The organism is Nocardia sp. NPDC004582 (assembly GCF_053602115.1).
Genome location: NZ_JBSGCY010000021.1, coordinates 40749 through 64997, shown reverse-complemented (window position 1 = coordinate 64997; position 24249 = coordinate 40749). Strand labels below are relative to the sequence as shown.

The window sequence follows — 24249 nt, the reverse complement described above, 5'->3', positions numbered from 1 at the left end:
GGTGGTGGCCGCGGTATGAAGGTCGCGCACAGCATCGAGGAGATCCCGGAGCTGTTCGAGTCCGCGACCCGTGAGGCCATCGCGGCGTTCGGTCGTGGCGAGTGCTTCGTGGAGCAGTACCTGGACAAGGCCCGCCACGTCGAGGCGCAGGTCATCGCCGACAAGCACGGCAACGTCGTGGTCGCCGGTACTCGTGACTGCTCGCTGCAGCGCCGCTTCCAGAAGCTCGTCGAGGAGGCCCCGGCCCCCTTCTTGCCCGATGAAGTGCGGTCCACGATCCACGAGTCGGCGAAGCGGATCTGCCGCGCGGCAGGCTATTACGGCGCGGGCACCGTCGAATACCTGGTCCAGGGCGACACGGTCTCCTTCCTCGAGGTGAACACCCGCCTGCAGGTCGAGCACCCGGTCACCGAGGAGACCGCCGGAATCGACCTGGTGCGTCAGCAGTTCCGTATCGCCGAGGGCCACGAGCTGTCGATCACCGAGGACCCGGCCCCGCGCGGCCACTCGTTCGAGTTCCGCATCAACGGCGAAGACGCGGGCCGCGGCTTCCTGCCCGCTCCCGGCCCGGTCGTCACCTACCGCGAACCGACCGGCCCCGGTGTGCGGGTCGACTCCGGTGTGGTCGAGGGTTCGGTCATCGGCGGCCAATTCGACTCCATGCTGGCCAAACTCATCGTCACCGGCGAAACCCGAGACCAGGCCCTCCAACGCGCCGCCCGCGCCCTCGCCGAATTCCATATCGAGGGCTTGGCCACCGTCCTTCCCTTCCACCGCCACATCGTCACCAACCCCGCGTTCATCGGTGACGGCGAGAAGTTCGACGTCTACACCAAGTGGATCGAGAACGAGTGGGACAACCCGATCGAGCCCTACACCGGTGCTGTCGCCATCGACGAGGACGAAGAGGCCCCGCGCCAGAAGGTCGTCGTCGAGGTCGGTGGCCGTCGCCTCGAGGTGTCGCTGCCGGGTCAGTTCTCGGTCGGCGCCGCCGCGTCCGGCAACGGCGCGGGCGCGGTGCGCACGAAGCCCAAGGCGCGCAAGCGAACAGGCATGGCCGGCGCAGCCTCCGGCGATTCGGTCACCGCGCCCATGCAGGGCACCGTGGTCAAGGTCGCGGTCACGGAGGGTCAGTCCGTCGAGGCCGGGGATCTGGTCGTGGTGCTCGAGGCCATGAAGATGGAGAACCCGGTCACCGCCCACAAGGCCGGTGTCATCACCGGTCTCGCGGTGGAGGCCGGCACGGCCATCACCCAGGGCACTCCGATTTGCAGTGTGAGCCAAGGAGACCAGCCATGACCGTCATCAATCCCACACCGCTGCAACCGCATTCGGCCGTCGAGGAATCGCCGGTCCGGTCGATCGACCTCGACGGCGGTGACGCGACGCTGTCGGCACTGATCACCACGCCGGTCCGGCAGCCGCCGCGTGGCACCATCGTCGCCCTGCACGGGGCCGGGATGCGGGCCGGATACTTCCACGGTCGGGCCCTGCCCGGCATGTCGATGCTCGAACTGGGTGCGGCCCTGGGCTTCTCGGTCGTCGCCGTCGACCGCCCCGGGTACGGCGCGTCCGCCGACACCCTGCCCGAGGGCCAGCCCGTGATCAACCAGGCCGCCACCCTCGCCAACGCGCTGCGCGATCTGACCGGGCGGTTCGACACCGGCGCGGGTGTGCTGCTGCACGCCCATTCGTTCGGCGGCAAGCTGGCGCTCGCCACCGCCGCCTATCAGCGCGTACCCGATCTACTGGGCATCGACGTCTCCGGGTGCGGGCACCGTTACGCCCGGCCGGCCGACGGGCTCGAGAACATCGGCGCGACGTGGACGAAGAGCTGGCTGCCGCTGCGGCTGTATCCGCCGGAGACCTTCCATCAGGCCCGCTCGATCACCGCGCCGATCCCGGCCGCCGAGCAATTCGACATCGTGAGCTGGGAATCGATGTTTCCCGCGATCGCCCAGCGCATCCGGGTTCCGGTCCGGTTCACCTTCGCCGAGTACGAGCGCTGGTGGCATCACGACGACCGCACCCTCGCGAATCTGCGCTCCCGGCTGCGGCATTCACCGCGCGTGGTCATCGACCGTCAGCTCGACGCCGGACACAACACCAGCCTCGGCTACACGGCGCGCACCTTCCACCTGCGGTCGCTGGCCTTCGCCGAGGAATGCCTCACGCGGAGACAACGTCGATGAGCTACCCCGCCGCCCGCACCCGTCTCGACGTAGCGCCCTATGCCCTCCTGGCGCCCGGGCAGGGCTCGCAGAAACCGGGCATGCTGACCGACTGGCTGTCGCTGGCCGGCGCCGAGCGAAGCCTCACGCGCTGGTCGGAGATCTGTGACCTCGACCTGCTGCGCCTCGGAACCACCGCCGACGCAACCGAACTCGTCGACACCGGCATCACCCAGCCGCTGGTGGTCGCCGCCGCGCTGCTCGCGGTGGCGGCGTTGCACGCCGCGGGCGGGCTCGGGCCCGACACGATCGTGGCCGGTCATTCGGTCGGCGAGCTCGCGGCGGCAGCGGCCGCCGGCGTGATCTCCCCCGACGACGCGATTGCCCTGGCCGCCATCCGCGGCCGCGCCATGGCCGACGCCTGCGCGGCGGACCGCACCGGTATGGCGGCTGTCCTCGGCGGCAGCCCCGAGGAGGTACTCACCCGCATCGCGGAACTCGATCTGGTGCCCGCCAACCACAATGCTCCCGGCCATCTCGTCGTCGCCGGACGCGTCGAAGCCCTGGCCGCGCTGTCTGCCGACCGTCCGGCGGACGCCAAAGTGGTCGTCCTCCCGGTGGCGGGCGCCTTCCACACCCAATTCATGGCCGCCGCCCGCGACACGGTGACCCGCGCGATCGGAGAACTCGTCCCCCGCGACCCGATCCGTCCCCTGCTCTCCAACCTCGACGGTCGCCCCGTCACGTCGGGCGCCGACGCCCTGACCAAGATCGCCGCTCAGATCACCCGCCCCGTCCGCTGGGACCTGTGCACGACCACCCTGCGCCACGAGACCCGTCTCACCACGCTCCTCGAACTCCCCCCGGCGGGCGTCCTCACCGCCATCGCGAAACGCGAACTCCCCCACCTGAACCGCCACCCCCTCCGCACTCCCGCAACCCTCACCGCGGCTCTCGACGCCCTCACCACCCCGACCAGACCCGGAAGCACGCCGTAGCTCGCTGCATGAAGAGGGCTCCGGTCACCGACCGAACAAGCACGAGCCGGCAGGCACCGAGTCGCTCGGTGCCGTTCGAAAACGCTCAACTACCTGGCGGCGTGTGTGCTGCGCGGCGAATGCGTCACGCAGAATGGCACTGTGCGTCCCCAACGGGCCGCGCTTCGCCCCCAGGCAGGTGCCGGGAGACGACGTCGCCGCGTTCCTGTCCGCTCGGTGACTACATCAGCGTGTCGCCCTCCCGTTGTGCCGCATCGACGCGGCCGGGGTGGTCAGGTTTCGGGGAGGGGTGGGGCGGGGGTGAAGGTGACGGGGAGGAAGGCGAGGGCTCGGTGGAATGGGCCTGGGCGCCAGGATAATTGGGCGGCGGGGACGGCCAGGCGGATTTCGGGGAGGGCGTCGAGGAGTTGGTCGACGGCTTCCTGGGCAATGAGGTAGGCGAGGGAGCTCGCGGGGCAGGCGTGGGGGCCGATGCTCCAGGCCAGGTGGGATCTGTTGCCGGTCGATTGGCCGCTGCGGATCTCGGGGTCGGTGTTGCAGGCCGCCATGCTGATGACGACAGGTTGGTGGGCGGGCAGCCAGCAGTCGTCGATGAGGACGGAGCGGGGCGGGTAGCTGATGCAGAAGTTGGCCATCGGCGGGTCGTTGAAGAGCACTTCGTCCAGGGCGTCGCGGGTGGAGAGGCTGCCATCGAGGGCACTGCCGCCGAAGCGGTCGTCGACGAGCAGCAGGAGCAGGGTGTTGACGATCAGATTCTGTTGCGGCTCGATGCCCGCTCCGTAGAGGGTGACCAGCTGGTGCACCATCTCGACGTCGGTCAGTTCGGCGGAGTGGTGGAGCATGCGGGTGGTGACGTCGTTGGCGGGATGGCTTCGTTTGCGCAACGTCAGCTGATGCAGGGCGTCGGCCAACAGCATGTTGCCCTGTTCGGCGCCGATGCCCTCGAAGATCGCGCGAAAGCCCTGCGCCGCCTGCCCGGCGAGGTCGACCGGACAGCCGAGCAGGTGGTTGAGCACCTGGAAGGCGAGCGGAAAAGCGTAGTCGCGCACCAGATCCGCCGAACCCGAGGTGCAGAACGAATTGATCAGCGAGACCGAGACCTGTTCGACGATGCTCTGCAGCCCGTATCGGTCGACCCCGGCCAGGGCGGCGGCATTGGCCTGCCGGTACCTCACATGTTCGACCCCGGTGGTGCGCAGGGAACTCGGCCGCCACTGCATCATGGGCAGTACCGGGCAGTCGGAGGGCACCCCGGCCTGCCACACCCGCGGATCGGCGGGAAATCGCTCGGGATCGTTGAGAATCCTCACCGCCGTGCGATATCCGACCACCAGGGTGGCCGATACGCCCGGCGCGAGCTCGACCGGAACCAGCGCCCCGTACTTCTCCCGCATCTCGCGATACGCGTGATGCGGGTCGGCGGCGAATTCCGGGGTGTACATGGGTACCCGGGCACCGCCCGGATCGGCCGGCCCGGCATCGCCGGTGCGGACAAACGGCACAGACTCTGACATCGAACTCACTTCACGCGGTGCCCAACACTCCCCCGCCGCCGTAAACCGCACATCCCGGACGCGGAACGGTCACCCTACCGACGTGTGCCACTCGCGTGCACGGCTATCGCCCGGTTCGGCGGCCGTCATCGAGCCGGTAGGTGACGCAGGCGATGGCCGGGCGGGTCGGCGTCCTCCTTCTCACTGTTATTCGATGCAGGAACGTTGCATTTGAATCGCTCGGATGGCTACCCTCGAACAGTGAGCATCGAGTGTTCGAGCACCATCGCGGTTCCTCGGACGGAAGTGTTCGAGTGGTTCGGCAGGCCGGGCGCTCTCAGCCGCCTCGCACCGCCCTGGCAACCGGTCGGCATCGCCTCCGAGGCGGATTCCCTCGACGGATTGGCCTCGATACCGCTCGGGCGGCTGCTGCCCTGGCGGCACACCCACGAATTCGAGGCAATGGACGGCGAACACACCCGGATCATCGACCGGGTCGACACTCCCGTTCCCGCCGCCGTGCTGCGACCCATGTTCGATTACCGCTATCGCCAGATCGCCGATGATCTCGCCTCCCACCGGCGCGCCGCCGCACGCGGATTCGAGAAGGCCACCATCGCCGTCACCGGTGCGTCGGGCCTGGTCGGCACCGCGTTGTCGGCGTTCCTGAGCACCGGCGGCCACCGCGTGATCCGCCTGGTCCGCCGGGCGCCGACGAATCCCGATGAGCGCCACTGGGATCCGCACGCCCCGGCGCCGCAGCTGCTCGCGGGCGTCGATGCCGTCATCCATCTGGCGGGTGCGTCCATCGCCGGACGGTTCACCCCCGCGCACAAGCGCGAGATCACCGACAGCCGTATCGGCCCGACCCGCGCGCTGGCCGAGCGGGTGGCCGAGACGGGCGTACCGCTGTTCGTCAGCGCCTCGGCGGTCGGCTACTACGGCGCCGACCGCGGCGATGAGCTGCTCGACGAATCCGCCGAGCGCGGAACGGGATTCCTCGCCGATGTCGTCGAGGAGTGGGAATCCGCCGCCGCACCCGCAATGGCGGCGGGGACCCGCGTGGTGTCCGTGCGCACCGGAATAGTGCAGTCGCCGCGCGGGGGCATGCTGCGCCTGCTACGGCCGTTGTTCGCCGCCGGACTCGGCGGAGCTCTGGGGGACGGGCGTCAGTGGCTGCCGTGGATCGGCCTCGACGACCTGGTCGACGTCTACCATCGCGCGCTGTGGGACACCGAGTTGTCCGGCCCGGTCAATGCCGTTGCGCCGCACCCGGTGCGCAATCTCGACTACACCCACACCCTGGCCCGGGTGCTGCACCGGCCCGCTGTGCTGCCGATCCCCGCCTTCGGCCCGGCCGTGCTGCTCGGCCGGGAAGGGGCCGCCGAGCTCGCCGCCGCCAGCCAGCGGGTGATTCCGGGACGCCTGCTCGCCGACGCGCACGACTTCCGGTTCGAGGACATCGAGCCTGCCCTGCGGCATCTCCTGGGGCGCGGCCAGTGACCCGCGGCCGGTGATTCGCGTTCACATGCCATGGAATTCGACGATCGGCGGCGGATAGTCTCCGATGAGCATGCCGCTGCGCCAGGGACGGTGGATCTCCGCGCCGGGCAGGTGCGCGAGTTCGGGTATCCAGCGCCGTGCGTAGGCGCCGTCCGGATCGAAGCGCTCGGCCTGTCGCAGCGGGTTGAGCACCCGGCTCGATCGGGTATCGGTGCCGGTGCCCGCCATCCACTGCCAGTTGAGTCTGTTGTTGGCGACATCGGCGTCCACCAGCCAGCGTTCGAAATGCTTCGCTCCGATCCGCCAGTCCACCCGCAGGGTTTTGGCCAGGAAGCTCGCGGCGACGAGCCGGGCGCGACCGGGCATCAGGCCGGTGGCGAGCAACTGCCGCAGGGCGGCGTCGACCATGGGATATCCGGTGCGCCCGGCACACCAGGCGGCCACTCCGGCCGGATCGGTGCGCCACGGCTCGGCCACCGACCTGTAATCGCGGGTGGCGACATCGGGCCGATCGGCCAGCACCTGGTGGTAGAAATCCCGCCACGCCAGCTGCCGGACGAAGGCGAGTGCACCCGGATCGGTGACATCGGTCCGTGACACCACCTCCACCGGCGACAGGCATCCGAAATGCAGATACGCCGACAGCCCCGAGGTGCCGTCGACCGCGGGCGAGTCCTTGACCTCGGCATAACGAGTCACGGGCCCGGAAATCCACTGCTCGAACCGCTTTCGGCCGGTGGTCTCACCGCCCACCTCGAGCTCGGGAGAACCTCCGGAAGCGAGCGCGCCCAGATCGGCGTCCCCGGCGATCGGCGGCACCGACAGCGCCTTCGGCGCGGGCAGCGACCGACGCATCGGGGTGTCCAGCCACCTGTGGAAGTACGGCGTGAACACCGCGTAGTGTCCGCGTCCGGTGTCCGGGCGCACCGCACCGGGATCCACCGCGGTGATCGACGCGGCATGCGCGTGCAGGGCACAGCCGATGCGCGAAAGCCTTTCCCGCAGCAGCTTTTCCCTGCGCACGCCGTAGCCGGTGACCTCGGCCGCGAGATGCACGCGGCGTGCGCCCGTCTCCCGCACGACTCGCTCCACCTCGTCGCCCACCCGTCCGCGCCGCACGATCAGACGGCCGCCGCGGGCACGCAGTTCGCCATCGAGCTCGCCCAGCGCGGCGCCGAGGAATCGGAGCCGGTTCGGTGCGTGGTCCAGCCGGGCGAGCAGATCACTGTCCAGGACGAACAGCGGCACAACGGATCGGGATTCGCGACACGCCGCGGTCAACGCCGGATTGTCGTGCACACGCAGGTCCCTGGTGAACAGCACGATGGCGACGGTCATACCGCCATCCTAGCAATATTCGATGCATATTCGATGCATACCCCTCGTCACCAGCAACCCGCTCGCGCACAGCGCCGGCACGGCCGGCACCGGTGCCACCACCCGGACCGGATGCCGAACCACCCGCCGCGTCATGCTCCGGATCATCTCCGCGCTGCGCGATTTCGCCGTCGAACTCGACACGACCGGGGCCGCAGGGTCCCGGTGACGACGACCGGGCACAATCGCCTCATGCGAGACCGCCCGACGACTGCGACCGAACCGATCGGTTTTCCGGTGGGCGCAGTGGCCGAACGGCTCGGCATCCCGACCGCGACCCTGCGCAGCTGGAACCGGCGTTACGGGATCGGACCCCGCCAGGACCGGCCCGGGCGGCATCGGCTCTACGACGAGGCCGATATCGCCGTGCTCACCAGAATGCTCGAGCTCATCGACGCCGGTTCCACCCCGGCGCACGCCGCGGCCGTCGCGCGCGGGCCCGCACCGGCGTTCGCCGATGTGGCGGCCCTGCTCGACACCGCCTTCACGCTGGAGTCCGGTGCCCTGTGCGACCTGCTCGAACAGCATCTGCGCGCCCACGGTGTGGTCGAGACCTGGGATCGACTGTGCCGCCCCGCGTTCGCCGCCATCGTCGATCGCCAGCTCGACGGCGAGGGGTGCGTCGATGTCGAGCACGCCCTGTCGTGGAGCCTCATCACGGCCCTGCACCGCACCGCCGCCGCACCGGCCGCCCGCCGTGCACCTCTCGTCCTCGCGTGCACCAGCGGCGAAAGCCATTCGCTGCCATTGGAAGTGCTGCGCGCGGCCCTGGCCGAACGCGGGGTGAGCGCGCGCATGCTGGGTCCGGACGTGCCGACGTTCGCGCTCGTGGACACACTCGCCCGCATTCCCGGCCATGCCACGGTCGTGCTGTGGTCTCAGCAGGAGGCCACGGCGCTGACCTCGGCGGTGCGCGCCTGCGCCGCCGCGAGCGCGCAGATCTGTGTCGGAGGTCCCGGCTGGGACACCGTCCTGTTGCCCGGATCGCCTCGGCGGCTTACCGGTCTCACCGACGCACTCGACTGTCTCGACCCGCCCATCACGCGTTGACGGGTGCGCCATTCAGACGACGAACTCCCCCACCGCTTCCAGCTTCTCCGAGAGGAGTCGCATCCGCATAGGTCCGCGCCACGAATGACTTCGTTGGGCCCAGCAATGCCATCAACGATCTGGGCACGCGATCGCGAAGGAGGACAGCCGATGACGGATTTCCTGACCACGCTGGTTCGATCTGCCGGGCACTCCCGACATCTACTGACAAAGGCGAATGGCTCGTCGACCGCCATCGACCAGCGCGATGACGGGAGCTGCTACATCGAGCACCCCGCCGTGGCCAACGAGGTGCTGCGCATCCTCGAACGGGGCGAAGAGAGCAGTCTGATCCTGCGAACCTTCACTCCGGAGATCAGCCACACCCTCGCCAACGGCACGCCCATCCCCATCAAGGAAGTACGCGGCTGGTACCTCGACACGGGAGTCGCCTATCCGCTGTCCGGACAACAGATGTTGGAGGCGAGCTGTATCGATGCGGACACGGGAGAGGCGATACCACCGGAGGAGGCTGTCCGATACGTCGACGCCTACGTGTTCGGGTTCGACGAGTGAGTGCGCGTACGAAAACGGGGTGGGTCTCACAGATGCCGGGAGACCCGGCCGTTTGGAGTGGTTCTAGCTGGGATCGCACCAGCGACGCTTACTCATCGAATACCTCGTCGAGCGTATCGGCGGTGAGCACCCGCGCACCCCATACGCGCAACCGCGCCGACTCTGCCCCACGCACCGTACCGACGATCCGATCGGGTACCGCCCCGAACTTGACCACCAACTGGTCGAGCAAAGCCTCCGCCCGCCCTTCGGTACGTCCTTCGGTGCGGAACTGTTCAGCGGTCGTCATCATGATCTCCTTCGCTCGCGGACCGAGCCGGTCGATCAACGGTGCAAAGCCAGCGACATCGGTCTTGCCGACACTCCAAAGATACGCCATCACCTGGTCGAACTCGCCCGGGTAATCCTCGATCAACACACGCAACTCACCCTCGAGCGGCAACAGATCATGCCCCAACCGGGCATTGCCGGGCCCGATCTTCAGCGATACGAATAACACTTTGCCATCGGCACGAAACTGCACGACTGCAGCTCCATGCCATCCCAATCTAGGTGCGCCGCAACAGCTTCCGGTAGCACTGTCCGCATCTCGCCCGCCGCGGCGGTCGCCTCCGACATGACATGCCGGAAGTAGGCATCGTGTGGATTCTTCGGCTGCTCAGCCATATTCGAGCAACTTACTACCGGCATCTCTCCCCGAAGACCGATTCATCGATCCCACGCGCCATGCCTGATTCGCCACTCGCTCATTGGGTTGAGGTCGCCGACATCCGATCGCAGACAGCGAGAAGCCGCAGGTCCATGACCTGCGGCTTCTCGAGGTGGACCTAGCTGGGCGTTATTCAAAACGCGCTGACCTGGAGAAACTCAAGTCTACTCGGGCCAAGATCGGCACCGGACTGCGCTCGGCGCGCCCCCGCCGACATCAGCAGCCTCGCGCGGTCCGTCGGCATCAGCCGCGCAGAATCGAGCGGCGCCTCAGCCCGGCAACGGTCGAAGAGCTCATCAACGCCTACCGCACAGGCACCTCCACCGCCCGGCTCGCGTCACGCTTTGGCATCTCCAAGACCGCAGTCCTCACGCTGCTGAACAGCCGTGGGATCCCGAAGCGTTTTAAGTCGATACCTGCGGAGGACATCGACAATGTCGAACGGCTCTACCTTGCCGGCCACTCGCTCGCCGGCTGCAGCCGCCTCACCGGATTCCCCGCCAGCACCATCCGCGATGCACTCTGTGAACGCGGCACACCCATGCGCGCACCAGGCGGCCGCCACCGAAGACCGCGTTAACGCACTCACTGCCCCGGCGTGTCGACACGCCAAGCCCTGAATCAGGTTTCTCGCCGCAGCAATTGATCGGCAATCACCTGCAGCTGGATCATCGCCATTCGACCACGTCCGAGGACCTCACATGCCCATCCACGCCGATTTCAAGGACAGTCCAACGCAACTGTCCGCCTCCGACCACACCGCGACAAGCAGTCCGGGCGGTGGCGCGCAAACGAGCTCGCGTGCGCACGTCTACTTTTGGTGTGAACTCGCCACAGCGGCGGCCATCAGCATCACCGGCAACGCCATCCATGCCGCCCTGCGCGCACAGGCACTCCCCTTGCTGGCCGCCGCTGTCGCCATCGTGCCGCCGATCGAATTGCTCGCCGCCGTCCACGCCGTCACGATCCTGCTGCGTGCGCACGCCCACACCCGCCTGATCCACACACTCGCAATCCTAATGACCGTGCTGATCGCGGTCGCCGCATTCAGCCTGTCGTTCACCGCATTACGTGACCTCGCCGGAACAACCGGTATCCCGGCCACACAGGCATGGCTGTGGCCACTGATCATCGAAGGATCCATGACACAGGCCACCGTGGCGATACTCGCCCTCGCCCGTTCACCGCAACCACCGACACGCACAACGTCCGCTCTGCACACCGCGTCCGCACCGGGCACGCTGTCGATCCCAGAATCGCATAATGGCGCGGACGCCAACGTAGTCCGCACGCGCCCAGGTAGCGAGCTCGACCGCAGGATCGCCACGTCCGAAGTTCCATACGCACCCCACGGCAGTTGTCCACGAGTCGGCGGCTGGGCGGAGGTCGCCGCGGCGATCTGTGACCGAGACCCCGCCCGCCGCCGCGACCCCGCAGAGGTCGCCATCGTCCTGTCGAAACACTTCGACCAAGGCCAGACCCCCACCCAGATCTCCCACGAGATCCGACGCAGTCGATCCACCATCAGCAGGATCATTAGCGACGCCGCAACTTTGGAGACAAAGCCGCACGCGACGTACAGCTGAACGGTTCGAGAGAAGCAGTCGCTGTCGGGGTCTCCGACCCGGGACCTGGTCGGAGCAACGGTGCATATTGATAGACCCACACGATCGTCGAGTCGATCGACACCACCCAGCCCAGGTGACGGAAGTGTCGACCGACGCGACCAACGCCGTCAGTACCCGATCCAGGCGCAGTCCGCTGCGCAGCGGTTATTGCGGTTCCACACTGTCTGCCTGTGGCTGAACTTGTTCGGGTAGGTCACGCCACAGCAGGTTGGTGCGCAGCCTCCTCGTCGACGCCATCAACCAGGTTCTGTCCGGAGCCGATCCGACAGCCTCGGCTACGCATTGAAGGAGGGGACCATGCCCGTCCGCCGGAAGGCTTTCACGTCATCGACAGCGCCCCCGATAGCTTTGACGAGGTCACGAGTGGCATTCTGACGAGCTGTCTCGAGTCGTGGAGACAAGACTGCGGGGGTATCCCAGGCGCTGACATACTTGTCGAGGCGATCAATCACGTGCCGAAGAGTTGACCGGATCGCTTGAGGCGCAGTGTCCTCGATCTCCCTCGCACGGCTCGTCATTCGCCGTAACTCAACGGTGTCGAGCGGAATCTCGCCAACAAGAGCCGTAAGTCGGGCGAGGAACACCCATGAGTCCTCGGTATCCTCGCCGCGTTCGACCCGGCGCTGTTCCAGCCAGCCCTCCCTCGCGCGCCAGATTCCTCCTGCGACGACCGGCACGAGAGCAAGGACAACGCCGACACCCAGCTGCCCAACGAGGCTCACCGCACCCTCCCTACACGATCAACCTGTTGCCGAACCGCCAGGATTTCCCACCTCGTCATACCAAACTCCATGATTGAAGCTGTCTATGTGGCCCTGGAGACGGTATCTGAAACCTGCGGGGAGCGAGGTACTTTCAGCACAGGTTGGGCACCTGGCGAGGCTGTGTGACCAGATCTGCCTCCGACAGCGCCAAGCCTGCAACCAACTGCAGCTACAAACTGTCAGATTGGGCACTCTTCTCGATCTGCGGGGGTCCCCGCAGTTACTGCGGGTATCACGTCTTGCAGTGTGCCGTCACGAAAAGTGCTTCTCGGCAGAGCAAATCATACTCGAAGCCATCCTCCGTCCAATTTCGTAGGAAACTGAGCACACGTGCGCCCTGCTTGGCTATCCTGCTGACATACGTAACCCATTGGGGCAGACGCGCTCCCCGTGGACCTAGGCGACAGGGATGCTTGGTGACTAACCAAAGTACGAGATTCGCGGCTGAGATCAACCGAGGACTTGGCGACCCCGTTCGAGTGCTGGAGCTCAGCACCAATCGGCTGCTGACAACCGTGCCCTGGGGACAACTGGCGCGCATCGTTCCCGATCCTCGCAAGGCCGAGAACCCCAAGGGACTCCGCTATCTCTCACCCGCTGAACGAGACCAGGCTGAAACCCGCAACGAAGTCCAACGGTCCATCAAATCAACCAAGAAGGCCGAGAACGCCAAGTCGTACGCTCAGTACCTGGCGGAGGTACTGAGAGGGGACCGTGATGACCGTTGGGCCACCCCACCCTTTGCGCTGTGGGTCCGTCGGCCGCTTGAGATCTCCTATCTGCAAACCACATTCGGTTCGGACAGCATCGCTCATCTGCCATGGGACATGAGCGGCGTTCTCGTCGACGCCGAAACTCAGCACCTGGCACACTTCCTGCTCCGCGAGGACCCCGACAGCTTCGGAATCGTGGGCGATCTGGTCAACTCGCGGCTAGTAGGAGTCGAGATTTACCACGGCATCGAGCTTGTGGCGGCCCGCCAGATCTTCCATGATCGAAACATTCTCGGAGTGACCCCCAATAAGACAGTCGCGCTCGCGTCGGACTCCGCGAACATTGCAACCCAAATCACCTTGACATTGCTCGATGAGATCAAGATCCAAACCGAATCCACATTGAGCAGCCTGAAAGACCTTGTCTCCGTACGTCAACGTCAGCTAGGCACGAACGACCCCGAGTGGATGACACTCTCCACCCTTCGAGCCTTCGTAGTTACGATGATCTTCGGCAAGTCTGGATTCGACAAGACCAGCGGCCCTATCCCGGGGCTCCCCGAGGGGTGCACACCGGAAGGTGCACGACTGGAGATCGAGGAGACTCTCACGCGGCTTCTGACTGCCTTCGCAGGTGCCTTCGCCAACCGTTCGGCTACCGTGATCGCATCGCCCGCCGTCCTCTCAGCTCTTGGTGCGGTGGCGCACAGAACCACTTCTTGGCACAAGGATCCACAACAGTCCCTGACACTTGATGAGTTCATCCAGCTATTGGTCGACGTCCATTGGCAGCGCGACCCACGGTACTGGGAAGGGACTGCGGGGAAACTCACCTCGACCGGGTCCTTCTCGCTCGCGGGAGGTATCAAGGACAACGGCTCTAAGACAACGGCTGCGTTGGGAGATCCAACTTCACCAAGGTTCAACTGGATCCGACATGGACGTCCTGAGATCCAAAACAGTTGATACTTCGCCCGGCTCGTCCAATTCATAAGGGTCAGAGCCTGTTTCGTCAGCCGCAGCACTATGGCAGACTCGTCGGAGTGCCTCAATGGGGGGAAGGATCGGTCCGTGCACCTGACGGTGACTGTCGACGGCGCTGAAGACGATGTCGCAGCGCTCCACTCACTGTTCGATGTCTTGGTCGAAGACGATGAAACTCCGGGCTACGCCCAAAGAAATGAATCGCGGCGCGCCCGCGGCCGGAACGCTCGGTGCCGAGGACCTCGTTCGGATAATCATCGACGCACCGGCGTTGTGGGCGCGCTCTCGACATGCATCGTGGCTTGGCTGCAGATGCACCGATCGAAACTCCGGTTGAAGATCACCCGGGCGGACGGGACCACCGTCAACATAGACGCGACGGGCAGCCAAGCGATTGAGGCTGCCCAGGTCCAGAAGGCCATCGAAGCGATTCGCGAGGAGCTCGATGAGGCTTCCTGATCCAGATGCTTCCCGCGCAGTACTGATCGGCACCGCGAACTATGAACCTGATTCCGGCTTCACATCCTTCGAGGAGATCAAGCTTAGCCTTCTCGACTTCGCCGAGTTCCTCAAGGCCACAACGGGTCTTCGCAATGTCGATGTGGTACTCGATCCACCGGATGAGCGGACCATAGCGGCGAGGGTTACCGCTGCGGCACGTGACGCCACCGATCTGCTGTTGGTCTACTTCGTTGGCCACGGGGTGGCCGTCGACAACGAGCTCCATCTGACGCATGCGCGGTCGCGCGCGGAAGATGCGGACATCACGACGCTCCGCTACTCAGCACTTCGGTCTCGCATCAAGCAGGCAGCGCGGGGCCCGGTCGTCGTCATCCTGGACTGCTGTCACAGCGGAAAGGCCTTTGGCCGAGAGATTCTCGCTACCAACGATGATCTTCTGCGTGCGGCGACCGACATCGATGGGGCATTCGTACTCACAGCGACCGATGAAAAGACAAAGTTCGCCGTTGCACAGAACGGCGGCGGTCGTACCGCGTTCACCGCAATGCTGCTCGATGTCCTAACTGCCGGAGTTCCCTCAGCCGAACGCTATCTCAGCTTGTCGGTCTTGTATCGCGAACTTCGAGAGCGCCTACCAGCTGCCAACCTGCCGAAGCCCAAGGCCCTTCAACGAGGAACCGCCGCCGAGCTCTGCTTGGCCCCCAATACTGCGTGGACCGGCGAAACGACTCCAGCGCAACCAAATTCCTTCGAGGAGCTCGGTATCGGAATCGATCTGTCCCAGATCAGAGATCCGTTCGCGTTGGAGGTTCATCGGCCGATTCAGATCGACGGTCAGGCCACCGCAATGCCGCCACTCCCTCCGTATGTTCGACGGGCCCACGACTCGAAGCTGGATGATGCCACGCGAGCCGCTTTGCGTGGCAACAGTGCGTTGGCGGTTCTGGTAGCCGAGTCCTCGACGGGGAAGACTCGCGCATGCTGGGAAGCATTGGAGCCCCTTCGCCAGGAGGGTGGATGGAAGCTCTGGCACCCACTCGGACCGACCAACGCCGAAGCCACTCTCACCGAATTGGCCAGCCTAGGTCCTCGAACCATCGTGTGGCTCAACGAAATGCAGTACTACCTAGACTCTGCCGATGGAACAGGCGAGCGCATCGCCGCGCAAGTGCGCTCGATCTTAAGCACGACATCGCGATCGCCGGTGCTGATTCTCGGTACCCTCTGGCCCGAGCACTGGACGCGGCTAACCACACGACCCGTATCCGGTCCGGACCGATACTTCCATGCACGAGCACTACTGTCCGGCAACGACATAAGTGTCCCGGCAGCATTTCTCGACCGCGATCGAGAATCACTCAACGATCTGATCGTCGCGACCCAAGATCCTCGTCTTGCTGCGGCGGCGAAAGGCGCTCCGGACGGCAAGGTAGCACAATACCTCGCAGGAGTACCGGAGTTGATCAGCCGATACCAGTATGCACCGCCCGAAGCCCGCGCACTGGTCGAAGCCGCCATCGAAGCTCGCCGCCGGAGCCGAGGTTTGACCTTCACGCGTTCGTTCCTCGCTGCTGCGGCTCCCGCATTCTTCAGCGATACCGAATGGAACGCACTCTCCGACGACTGGTTGGAGCGTGGACTCGACTACGCCACGGTCCGCTGTAAGGGAATCGCCGGGCTTCTCTCGTTGGTGCGCCCTCGGCCGAGTCCGCATCACAAGGTGTCGCCGATGGATGCCGACGAACCCATGTATCGGTTGGCTGATTTCCTCGATCAACAGAGTCGAGAGCAGGCCATATCCGCAGTGGTGGCAGATCTTGACCTGATCCGCAACGGCTCTGAGATCAGCAAGCTGACGCCACTACTCTCGATCCTGATCGAAGCCGGACTCAGCGAAGTCGAGGTATTGGTCGAGCACAAGCTTCCCAGGAGCCCGAAGCGCGTTGATGTAGTTCTTTGCGGGGTACATCCGGACAAGCGCACATGGAGCTATGTATTGATCGAACTGGAGCCGTGGTCCAGAGCGGAGACCGTTGCAGGCAATCTCATTTCGATTGCCGGCCGCAGCCAACTAGAACTACATCCCGCCGCTCGAGTTGATGCATATTGTCGATATCTTGTAGATTTCATGCCTTCAGCGGTGCGATACCCCATGGAGGTCAATGGCATCGCACATATCCATAACGCTCGCTCCGCCGATATTAGACATTTCGAACTGCACGGTGATTCGAACGTGTTCAGTCGAACCTTCGCCCTCGACGAACAAAGCGAAATGATCCGAACCCTTCGATCCTTGCTGGACCATGAATGTGATCGGGAACAGAATCAACAGGCTGCGAACCATTTCCGGGAGCTCGAGTTCGCACCGACTAAATCCCTACTGACAGTTGCGGCCAGGGAGGTTCAGGATCGAGAGCAGTATGTTCTCCTTGACGAGCAACGGGTCGCACACGATGTCGTCCTTCACGCACTTCATCGAGCTATGGCTCAACACCAGCAGACGGTCGTGGTTGTGAGTGGCGGTCCCGGCACGGGAAAAAGTGTGATTGCGCTGAGCTTGCTGGGCGAGCTTGCTCGACAAGGACGACGCGTTCACCATGCGACCGGTTCAAGCGCTTTCACAAGGACAATGCGAAAGGTTGTGGGGAGCCGAAATGCACGCGTGCAATCGCTGTTCAAGTACTTCAACAGCTATACTAACTCTGAACCACGAGAACTGGATGTTCTACTTTGCGATGAGGCGCATCGAATTCGTGAATCGAGCGTAACCCGCTTTACCGCTTCAGCGAGTCGCGCAAGGGCGAGACGTCAGATCGATGAACTCATAAGCGTAGCCTGGGTCCCCGTATTCTTGCTCGATGAGAATCAGGCGGTTCGGCCCGGCGAGATCGGATCCCTCGATGAGATAGCCGAGGCCACTTCGGCTGCAGGTTGCGCCCTGGAGATCATTCAGCTCGATGGGCAGTTCAGATATGGTGGCTGGGACGTATTCGATACGTGGATCCGGCAGTTACTGGGAATCAGCAATCATCCGCCGGCCCAGTGGAGTCTGCTCGGCAACCACACCGATATCCAAGTCAGTACTGCGGCATCGCCTTGGGAACTGGAAGCCTGGCTCCGACGCCAACGCGAGAATCATGGCGGCACAGCGCGAATCACTGCTGGCTACTGTTGGCCATGGAGTGACCCCGTCAGCCCGCAGGGTGGCACGAAGATGCTGGTGAACGACGTGAAGATCGGGGAATGGGAACGCCCCTGGACTGCCAAGCCTGACAAGCGAGTACCCGATGCCCCCGACTCATACTACTGGGCCTCCGACGATCGCGGATTCGGGCAAGTGGGTTCCGTATACACGGCGCAAGGCTTCGAATACGACTGGGCGGGAGTTATTTTCGGACGCGACTATGTCCGCCGCGGCGACAATTGGGTTGCGCAGCATGAATTTTCACACGATCCTGCAGTCCACAGAGCCTCCAATGCACGTTTCGATGAGTTGATACGCAACACTTACAAAGTGCTCCTGACCCGCGGGATGCAAGGCGTTTGCATCTACTCTGCCGATCCGGAAACCCAGGCTTATCTGGAAACCATGACGCGTTGAGTGCCGAAATCGATCTCCGACCGCGCCAAATCGCCGACTGTCACGGTGCGGAGGTCGAGCCTCGCCGACGGGAAGGCTTTACCACTCCAGGGACTACGTCCTTGGCCAGATGCTCCTTGATCAGATACTTCAACTCGGATCCATCTATGAGCTGGATTCGACGGTGCCGGTCGGCAAAGTCCCGGCTCGCTTGGCCGAACCAGGACGTAGTCACCAGGACACCACGACTGGCGTGTTTATCCTCCATCACCCCAGCAAGGGCCCGTACCGACTCTATGTCGACGACCTTGCTGTAACGCTTGGCTTGAATGATGCACTCCCCACCCATAACTGGATCGTAGTTGACTGCCACAGCGTCGATTCCGTCATCCTTCGACTGCTGGGTCACCCACGACTGCATACCCATCGCCTCGAACAGCTGACGGACAAGGTGCTCGAACTCCGTCGGCGTCATCTGCAACAACACAGGTCGCGAGTCGAGAGTAGCTGCCACGTCAATTCGCGATGGATCTCTCTTATAACGCGAGAGATCTGGGTCGAACTTCGGCCGCACCGGCTCCAGGTCCCAGGGGTGTGGAGACACGATAGCGTTCAAAAAACGGAGACAATCAACGGGATTCAGCTCCGCGAGCACCAGTCCCTCGAACTGCTCCCTAGACGCTGACACACTGATCAGACATTGGTCCTCGGGTTGACCAGTCGCCCTATTTCTACCCGCTACAACGCCATTGACGGCCACCTCGTCGACCAACGTCGTCGGCTGAACGGCAAATGCGTCCCGCATCGTCAACAGAACCAGTTGTCCGAGCAGACTAGGGTAGCGCTGCCGAAAGTCCTTGACCGCACGGGCGACACCGACGATCTCGTCGTTTGCCGGGGAGTACCTGAACTCGCGTTCTGCCGGGATCACATCGGTTCCTGGCAGTCGTCGGGTGACCAACAATCGCTGCGGCTCGGGCTGGTAGGCAACCTCGACGTCAACAGGCAGATCTGCGGGCAAATACGTTGACTCCAACAGGGTCTCGAAGCACTCCTCGACTGCAGTCGGCACTGCAGCCTCCACGGCATTCTCAAGCGCATCCACGCGGGCGTTCAGTAGGTTGATCGCTTCCGCCCGTACCGCTTCGTCGGCGGCGTGTTGATCGGCAGCCGCAGCCCAAGCAGCCGATCGCTGCTGTTCCCGATGGTCATGTTGCACGAGTGCCTCGCGAAACTCTGCTTGCGCGTGATCAACTTGCTGTTGGTATCGCGCAGGAAACATCCGACTCCAGCCCGTTGCCGTCGGCGGTGCGAAATCCTCCCAGGTCGGCACGGGTGTCGCAGCCATCAGGCTGCGGTCGGGGACAAACGGTCGAGGCCTGAACTCTTGTCGGAGTTGATCGAGGGAGAGAATTGAAGTGGTGGTGGCATGTACCGCGAGGAGGTCCGCCAATGCATCCACCCGTTCGCGAACGGCCTGTGTCAAGTGGGTTGCCCGCCACTTTTGTCGCTCCACATGGCGTGCCCTGTCCTCTCGGGCCGTCTTGGCAGACTCCCTCTGGGCGGCCTTCAGCGCACGCTGCTCTTCACGCTCAGTCTGGGCCGCAACCTTATGCTGTTGAAGCTCGGCACGCCGCTGTTCCTGTTCTCGTAACCGAGCTTGATGTTGTAGCTCTGCGAAGAAACCCCGACGCCGAGCCATCATCGCCCCCTCCCGGCCGCATGAATCCCTGTCCTAACGATCTACCACAAGCTGGATAGGCACGCAGTTTTTTCGGGCGCCGGCCAGCACCGATGGAACAGTGAGCGACGCGGTCGGACACCTAACACGCATCAAGACCGTGATCAGGCGCCGGTTCCTCTGTCCTACATCGCTACTTCAAACGAGCTCGGGGCAGTCCCGTTCGATCGCTCACGAGCATGCTGACGATCTTGGTGAGCAGCGACCGCCCAAACACCGGCTCAACGACGCTCATCGGGCCCAGTTTGATACCGATCACTGCACGATCTTGTGCTACACGGATTGTTCTGTGGACGTGATCATTTCGGCGATGGAAAACTCATCCTATGTCTGAGGGCTCACACAATGCCGCGCCCAACGCCGTCGGCTATCTGCACCAGGTTCGATGGGCGTTGGTCGAACTTTTGCGGGCAGGACCAGAACGGCCGGACTCGGCCATCAGCCTGGAGCTCTACGACGACGTCGCTTGGGATCAGGCAGGGACTCCGACAGAGATGTTGCAGGTTAAGCACCACCAGGGCACGAGCCGATCGCTCACTGACCGCGCCACCGACGTTTGGAAGACCCTCCAGGTCTGGATGGACACTGCCTCGCCTGGCGACCCCGACGGTCCAAGTCTCGTCCTGGTGACTACCCAAGTAGCCGCGCAGGGCAGTGCAATGGCGGCGCTGCGCGCTACAGAACGCAACGAGAGTTCGGCGCTGTCGACCCTTGAGGAGATCGCCTCCGAGGCGGGCGCCAAAGACACCCGCAGCACCCGTCGACAGTTCCTTGCTCTGTCCCCAACCGAACGTCGAACCCTGCTCCACCGCATACGCGTTGCCGACGGCATGCCGCAGGCCCAGGACGTCGACGATGCAGTCCGGGTTTGTCTGCAGTGGACGCTTCCGCAAGGCAAGGACGCGCTCTTCCTTGCGATGGTGTGGCATTGGTGGGACAGCCAGGCTCTGGCGATGCTGCAGCGGCGCATCGACCGGATCGACGTCGGTGCCGCGCAGGCATCGATCACCGATATCCGGAACCAATTCACCAGCGAGACCTTGCCGACGTTCGTGGGCTTGCGCGACGTCGACGAGAACGAGGTCCGCGACAGATACCAGAATCAGCCGTTCGTGCAACAGATGCAATGGGTCGCGTATCCGCCTCGCAACCTGCAGAAGGCGATTGTGGACTATTACCGCGCGTACACGCATTCGGTGCGGTGGCTGGAGGAGGATCTGATCGGCGCTGGGGAACTCGAACGGTTCGAAGACGAGTTGAAAGATGAGTGGGAGCGCGAATTCGAGTGGATGCTGGATACTCTCGACGAGGATGCCGATGAGTCGGACAAGCAAGAAGCTGGCAAAGCCATGCTGCGCCGACTCCTCAGCCAAACCGGAATCACTGTCCGATCTCGTTACAACGAGCCGTTCTTCGCGCGCGGCCAGCGCCACATCCTGGCCGACGACGGACAGATCGGCTGGCACGCTGACTTCAAGAATCGCATCGAAGACCTTCTCCACATCCACATTTGAGCAACTGGCACGGCACAGTTATCGGAGGACCCAGCAGTGAGCTCCTGGAGCCGACATTCATCGATCGCCGCCACGATGCTCAATCCGGCCCTGCTGGCCGCCGTGATTGCGAGCGCGGCAAACGGGCACCGGACCGAATCCGACGACGGCTTCCCGATGATCCTGTCCTTTGTTGTGGCACCGATGATTCTGCACCGCGGCACCCGCGAAGCACTTCCCTCTCGGACCACAACGCATCTGGCCACCTGGGTTTCCAGGAACCCAGTACTGCGAGCGGGGTTGCCGCAACGTGCTCTGGGGCTCGTCGAACCCGTCCGAGCCGGCATCCGATTCGGCATCGCCAACGGCGCACTGCATTTGGACGGAGATCGGCTCCACGCCGAGCGGCTGCGGCCCCGCAAATCCCAGACACCGCCTGAACTGGACATGATGCTGCGCAAGGCAAATACCGCCGGACGTTGGCTGGCCAAGACGAGCAGTCCAGCGACTGTTCTAGCGATCCTCGGCATGGCACCCTAAACATCGTGCAGCTACGTGCGATCGTCCTCTACAACCGCAACGGCGCGAAACGGACCTTGGAGTTCAAGCCGGGATCGCTCAACATCGTGACCGGCCGGTCCAAGACCGGTAAGAGCGCACTGCTGGACATCGTCGAATACTGCCTCGGCCGCGACAGCCTGCAGATGTCCATCGGTCCAATCACTCAGACAGTCGCCTGGTACGCGGCCCTGTTCGAGATCGCCGATGGTCATGCCTTCGTCGCCCGGCCCGCACCCCAAGCCGGCAGAAGTTCCACCCAGCGCGCGATGCTGCGGTTCGGAACCAGTATCGAGCCGCCGGAATTCCACGAACTCAACGCCGATGTGGACTCCAATGCTGTTCGCGAACAGCTCGGTCGGAGGATCGGTATCGAAGAGAATCTGCACGAACCGCCGGTAGGTTCCGCACGCCGCGCCGTCGAAGCTAACCTGGGGCACGCGATCCTGATGTGCCTCCAGTCGCAGAACGAAGTCGCGAACCGAACCCTGCTGTTTCACCGCCAGGGTGAGCAAGGCATGGCGCAGACTCTGAAGGACACCATCCCGTATTTCCTCGGTGCTGTGCCCCGCGACCAAGCCCTACGCCGGGCGCAGCTCAACGCCGCACGGCGTGAGCTGCGTGAAGTCGAGATGCGGTACAGGCGCGCCGAGGAAACCAGCGAGTTGGCCGAGGCGACACTGGCGTCGCTGTGGCGGGAAGCGTACGCGCTCGGCATGGTCGACCACGCTGAACGCCCACCACGAAACCACGCGATCAACGCTCTCCGTACGGCGGTCACCGCTATGACCTCACCTGGCGATGACACCGAAACTGCCTCACGGACAACGGAGTTGGACGAGGAGCGGGACAGTCTCCGGGCACAACTCCGCGGGATCGCGGACGAGCGTGAGATCTTGCTCCAACAGGAAGCTTCGGAGACCGGTTACATCGGAGCCGTGCGAACCCAAACCGCCCGCCTCATGAGCCTCAATCTGCTGGGCACGAACGATAACCAGCAACCCCACGACCCCAGTGAAACCCCGAACACCGCGTGTGTCGTCTGTGGCAATTCACTGGCGAACCCCGACCCCAGCGTCGCGGAGCTGGAACAAAGCCTCCGCGGGCTGAGCGCGCAACTGGCCACCATCGACGCGGTGCGCCCCGCCCGCCGCACTGCACTTACCAGCCTCGACGAACAAGCCGCAGTTCTGCGGGCCCAACTCCGCACCGTGGAATCGGCAATCCGAGCGATCACCGCGAGCCGATCAGCGGCAGAGCAACTCCCTCAGGACTCCCAAGTCGACTTCCTCCGCGGACGCATTCATGCCAGCCTGGAGAACTTGCCGATGGACTCCGATGCAGAAGTCGGGCGTCTGCAGCAACTCTACGAGTTCGCCGTCGAGCGGGTCCGCAGTCTTGAGGCAGAGCTCGACCCCGCGGAGGAACGAGAACAGCTCACCTCTCGTCTGGTTGCCATCAGCCAGGACATGACTGTGTGGGCTAACCGGTTGGAACTCGAACACAGCGGCAGTAGTGTGCGTTTGGACCTGAATCGACTCACCGTCGTCGCCGACACCGAACAAGGCCCTGCACCACTGTTTCGGATCGGCAGCGGCGAAAACTGGGTTGGTTACCACCTGGTGGCACACCTGGCCCTACATCGATACTTCGTAAGGCAACAACGACCGGTCCCCCGGATCCTCATGCTCGACCAACCAACCCAGGTGTGGTATCGGTCCGAGGTCGATCAGGAAACCGGTGCCCCCAGTGCCGACAGCGACCGCGTAGCCGTCAGCAGACTCTTTCGACTGATCTACGACGTCGTGCAAGAACTCGCCCCCGGGCTGCAGATCATCGTGTGCGACCACGCAAACCTTCCCGAACCGTGGTTCCAGGAATCAATCGTGCACAACTGGCGCCACGGACAGCAACTCATCCCCCAGGAATGGATCGACGAGCTATCCGACCCGTCCGAGTAGCCAGGCACGGACCTCGCCACGTCGGCCGCTTGTGACAAGCTCCCTACATCGTCGGTCGGATCACGCTGCGCCGCAGTGCGATCCGACCATCCGGCACACTCCTCCGGTCAGGCTCGCTCGACCCGGGTGGTATTCGATATCGACGTGTTTAGTCTACGGATCGGACGAACGAGGCATGACATCAGTGTCCAAGGAACCGAAGGCGGAACCCGTGTCGGAACAACCGAAGAAGAAGCCTCGCGCGGCGAAGGCTTAGCGCCCGCATCACCGTAACAAAGCGACCCACGTGAGCCACCAAATCTGAGAAGGCTCAGCCGCGCTGCCATCGCCTCGCAGTCGAACAAGCCAAGGCTGCCGCGGCCGACGATGACTCTGTCCATGATGAGAAATCCCCTCTACCGGGGACATTGGCCACAATAGTCACTCCACCCCCTGCACGGCAGCACCACCCTGCTGGGTTCAAACACCGACTGGTCGACTTTTTGCAGGTCAACGGCACCATGCCCGAA

20 protein-coding genes are annotated in these 24249 nt (G+C 64.1%); 14 read left to right on the top strand and 6 right to left on the bottom strand.

What is annotated here, in order from left to right:
- From ACWELJ_RS09325 to ACWELJ_RS09315, 3 genes are all read left to right on the top strand, one after another.
- The coding region (locus ACWELJ_RS09325) for an ATP-binding protein (protein WP_452365682.1) at positions 1 to 1299 on the top strand (1299 nt) is incomplete at its 5' end.
- On the top strand, positions 1296 to 2192 hold the full coding sequence (locus tag ACWELJ_RS09320; RefSeq protein WP_452365681.1) for an alpha/beta hydrolase: 897 nt from the start codon (positions 1296 to 1298) through the stop codon (positions 2190 to 2192). The genes ACWELJ_RS09325 and ACWELJ_RS09320, both read left to right, overlap by 4 nt.
- A complete protein-coding gene (locus ACWELJ_RS09315) occupies positions 2189 to 3169 on the top strand; it encodes an ACP S-malonyltransferase (protein WP_452365680.1) in 981 nt (326 codons plus the stop codon). Before ACWELJ_RS09320 ends, ACWELJ_RS09315 begins: the two co-directional genes overlap by 4 nt.
- A gap of 272 nt (positions 3170 to 3441) precedes the next feature.
- Here ACWELJ_RS09315 and ACWELJ_RS09310 read toward each other — a convergent pair whose 3' ends face one another.
- Complete coding sequence (locus ACWELJ_RS09310; RefSeq protein ID WP_452365679.1) at positions 3442 to 4683, bottom strand: cytochrome P450; 1242 nt, start codon at positions 4681 to 4683, stop codon at positions 3442 to 3444.
- A 240-nt stretch (positions 4684 to 4923) separates the two neighbouring features.
- Between ACWELJ_RS09310 and ACWELJ_RS09305 the strand changes: the two genes are divergently transcribed.
- On the top strand, positions 4924 to 6165 hold the full coding sequence (locus ACWELJ_RS09305; protein WP_452365678.1) for a TIGR01777 family oxidoreductase: 1242 nt from the start codon (positions 4924 to 4926) through the stop codon (positions 6163 to 6165).
- Between the two features lie 21 nt (positions 6166 to 6186).
- Here the strand turns inward: ACWELJ_RS09305 and ACWELJ_RS09300 are convergent, their stop codons facing one another.
- Positions 6187 to 7503 (bottom strand): cryptochrome/photolyase family protein, encoded by a 1317-nt coding sequence (locus ACWELJ_RS09300; RefSeq protein ID WP_452365677.1) that lies wholly within the window; start codon positions 7501 to 7503, stop codon positions 6187 to 6189.
- 22 nt (positions 7504 to 7525) lie between these two features.
- Between ACWELJ_RS09300 and ACWELJ_RS09295 the strand changes: the two genes are divergently transcribed.
- From ACWELJ_RS09295 to ACWELJ_RS09285, 3 genes are all read left to right on the top strand, one after another.
- Positions 7526 to 7711, top strand: coding sequence for a hypothetical protein (locus tag ACWELJ_RS09295; protein ID WP_452365676.1), 186 nt, complete (start codon positions 7526 to 7528; stop codon positions 7709 to 7711).
- 77 nt (positions 7712 to 7788) lie between these two features.
- Complete coding sequence (locus ACWELJ_RS09290) at positions 7789 to 8592, top strand: MerR family transcriptional regulator (RefSeq protein ID WP_452365675.1); 804 nt, start codon at positions 7789 to 7791, stop codon at positions 8590 to 8592.
- 150 nt (positions 8593 to 8742) lie between these two features.
- Positions 8743 to 9147 carry a hypothetical protein gene (locus ACWELJ_RS09285; RefSeq protein WP_452365674.1) on the top strand — a complete coding sequence of 135 codons (405 nt, stop codon included), beginning with the start codon at positions 8743 to 8745 and terminating at the stop codon, positions 9145 to 9147.
- 88 nt (positions 9148 to 9235) lie between these two features.
- Here ACWELJ_RS09285 and ACWELJ_RS09280 read toward each other — a convergent pair whose 3' ends face one another.
- Complete coding sequence (locus ACWELJ_RS09280; protein WP_452365673.1) at positions 9236 to 9670, bottom strand: hypothetical protein; 435 nt, start codon at positions 9668 to 9670, stop codon at positions 9236 to 9238.
- Entirely contained in the window at positions 9628 to 9735 is a 108-nt protein-coding gene (locus tag ACWELJ_RS09275; RefSeq protein WP_452365685.1) for a hypothetical protein, read from the bottom strand. The genes ACWELJ_RS09280 and ACWELJ_RS09275 overlap by 43 nt, the downstream gene beginning before the upstream one ends.
- Positions 9736 to 10557: 822 nt before the next feature.
- Here ACWELJ_RS09275 and ACWELJ_RS09270 point away from each other — a divergent pair.
- Positions 10558 to 11442, top strand: coding sequence for a DUF2637 domain-containing protein (locus ACWELJ_RS09270; RefSeq protein WP_452365672.1), 885 nt, complete (start codon positions 10558 to 10560; stop codon positions 11440 to 11442).
- Between the two features lie 317 nt (positions 11443 to 11759).
- Here ACWELJ_RS09270 and ACWELJ_RS09265 read toward each other — a convergent pair whose 3' ends face one another.
- Positions 11760 to 12206 carry a hypothetical protein gene (locus tag ACWELJ_RS09265; protein WP_452365671.1) on the bottom strand — a complete coding sequence of 149 codons (447 nt, stop codon included), beginning with the start codon at positions 12204 to 12206 and terminating at the stop codon, positions 11760 to 11762.
- Positions 12207 to 12727: 521 nt separating this feature from the next.
- Here ACWELJ_RS09265 and ACWELJ_RS09260 point away from each other — a divergent pair.
- The 3 genes from ACWELJ_RS09260 (at position 12728) to ACWELJ_RS09250 (ending at position 18008) form a co-directional block, all read left to right on the top strand.
- Entirely contained in the window at positions 12728 to 13927 is a 1200-nt protein-coding gene (locus ACWELJ_RS09260) for a DNA sulfur modification protein DndB (RefSeq protein ID WP_452365670.1), read from the top strand.
- Between the two features lie 105 nt (positions 13928 to 14032).
- Entirely contained in the window at positions 14033 to 14404 is a 372-nt protein-coding gene (locus tag ACWELJ_RS09255) for an effector-associated constant component EACC1 (RefSeq protein WP_452365669.1), read from the top strand.
- Positions 14391 to 18008 carry a caspase, EACC1-associated type gene (locus ACWELJ_RS09250; protein ID WP_452365668.1) on the top strand — a complete coding sequence of 1206 codons (3618 nt, stop codon included), beginning with the start codon at positions 14391 to 14393 and terminating at the stop codon, positions 18006 to 18008. Before ACWELJ_RS09255 ends, ACWELJ_RS09250 begins: the two co-directional genes overlap by 14 nt.
- Before the next feature lie 40 nt (positions 18009 to 18048).
- On the opposite strand, the gene ACWELJ_RS09245 is transcribed toward ACWELJ_RS09250, so the two are convergent.
- A complete protein-coding gene (locus ACWELJ_RS09245; protein ID WP_452365667.1) occupies positions 18049 to 19692 on the bottom strand; it encodes a restriction endonuclease in 1644 nt (547 codons plus the stop codon).
- Between the two features lie 362 nt (positions 19693 to 20054).
- Here ACWELJ_RS09245 and ACWELJ_RS09240 point away from each other — a divergent pair, with 362 nt between their 5' ends.
- From ACWELJ_RS09240 to ACWELJ_RS09230, 3 genes are read left to right on the top strand one after another with little or no spacing between them, the layout of a single operon-like run.
- Positions 20055 to 21242, top strand: coding sequence for an ABC-three component system protein (locus ACWELJ_RS09240; protein WP_452365666.1), 1188 nt, complete (start codon positions 20055 to 20057; stop codon positions 21240 to 21242).
- 36 nt (positions 21243 to 21278) lie between these two features.
- Positions 21279 to 21761 carry a three component ABC system middle component gene (locus ACWELJ_RS09235; protein WP_452365665.1) on the top strand — a complete coding sequence of 161 codons (483 nt, stop codon included), beginning with the start codon at positions 21279 to 21281 and terminating at the stop codon, positions 21759 to 21761.
- Positions 21762 to 21766: 5 nt separating this feature from the next.
- Positions 21767 to 23740, top strand: a complete 1974-nt coding sequence (locus ACWELJ_RS09230) for a DUF3732 domain-containing protein (RefSeq protein WP_452365664.1) — start codon at positions 21767 to 21769, stop codon at positions 23738 to 23740.
- The last annotated feature ends 509 nt before the right edge of the window (positions 23741 to 24249 follow it).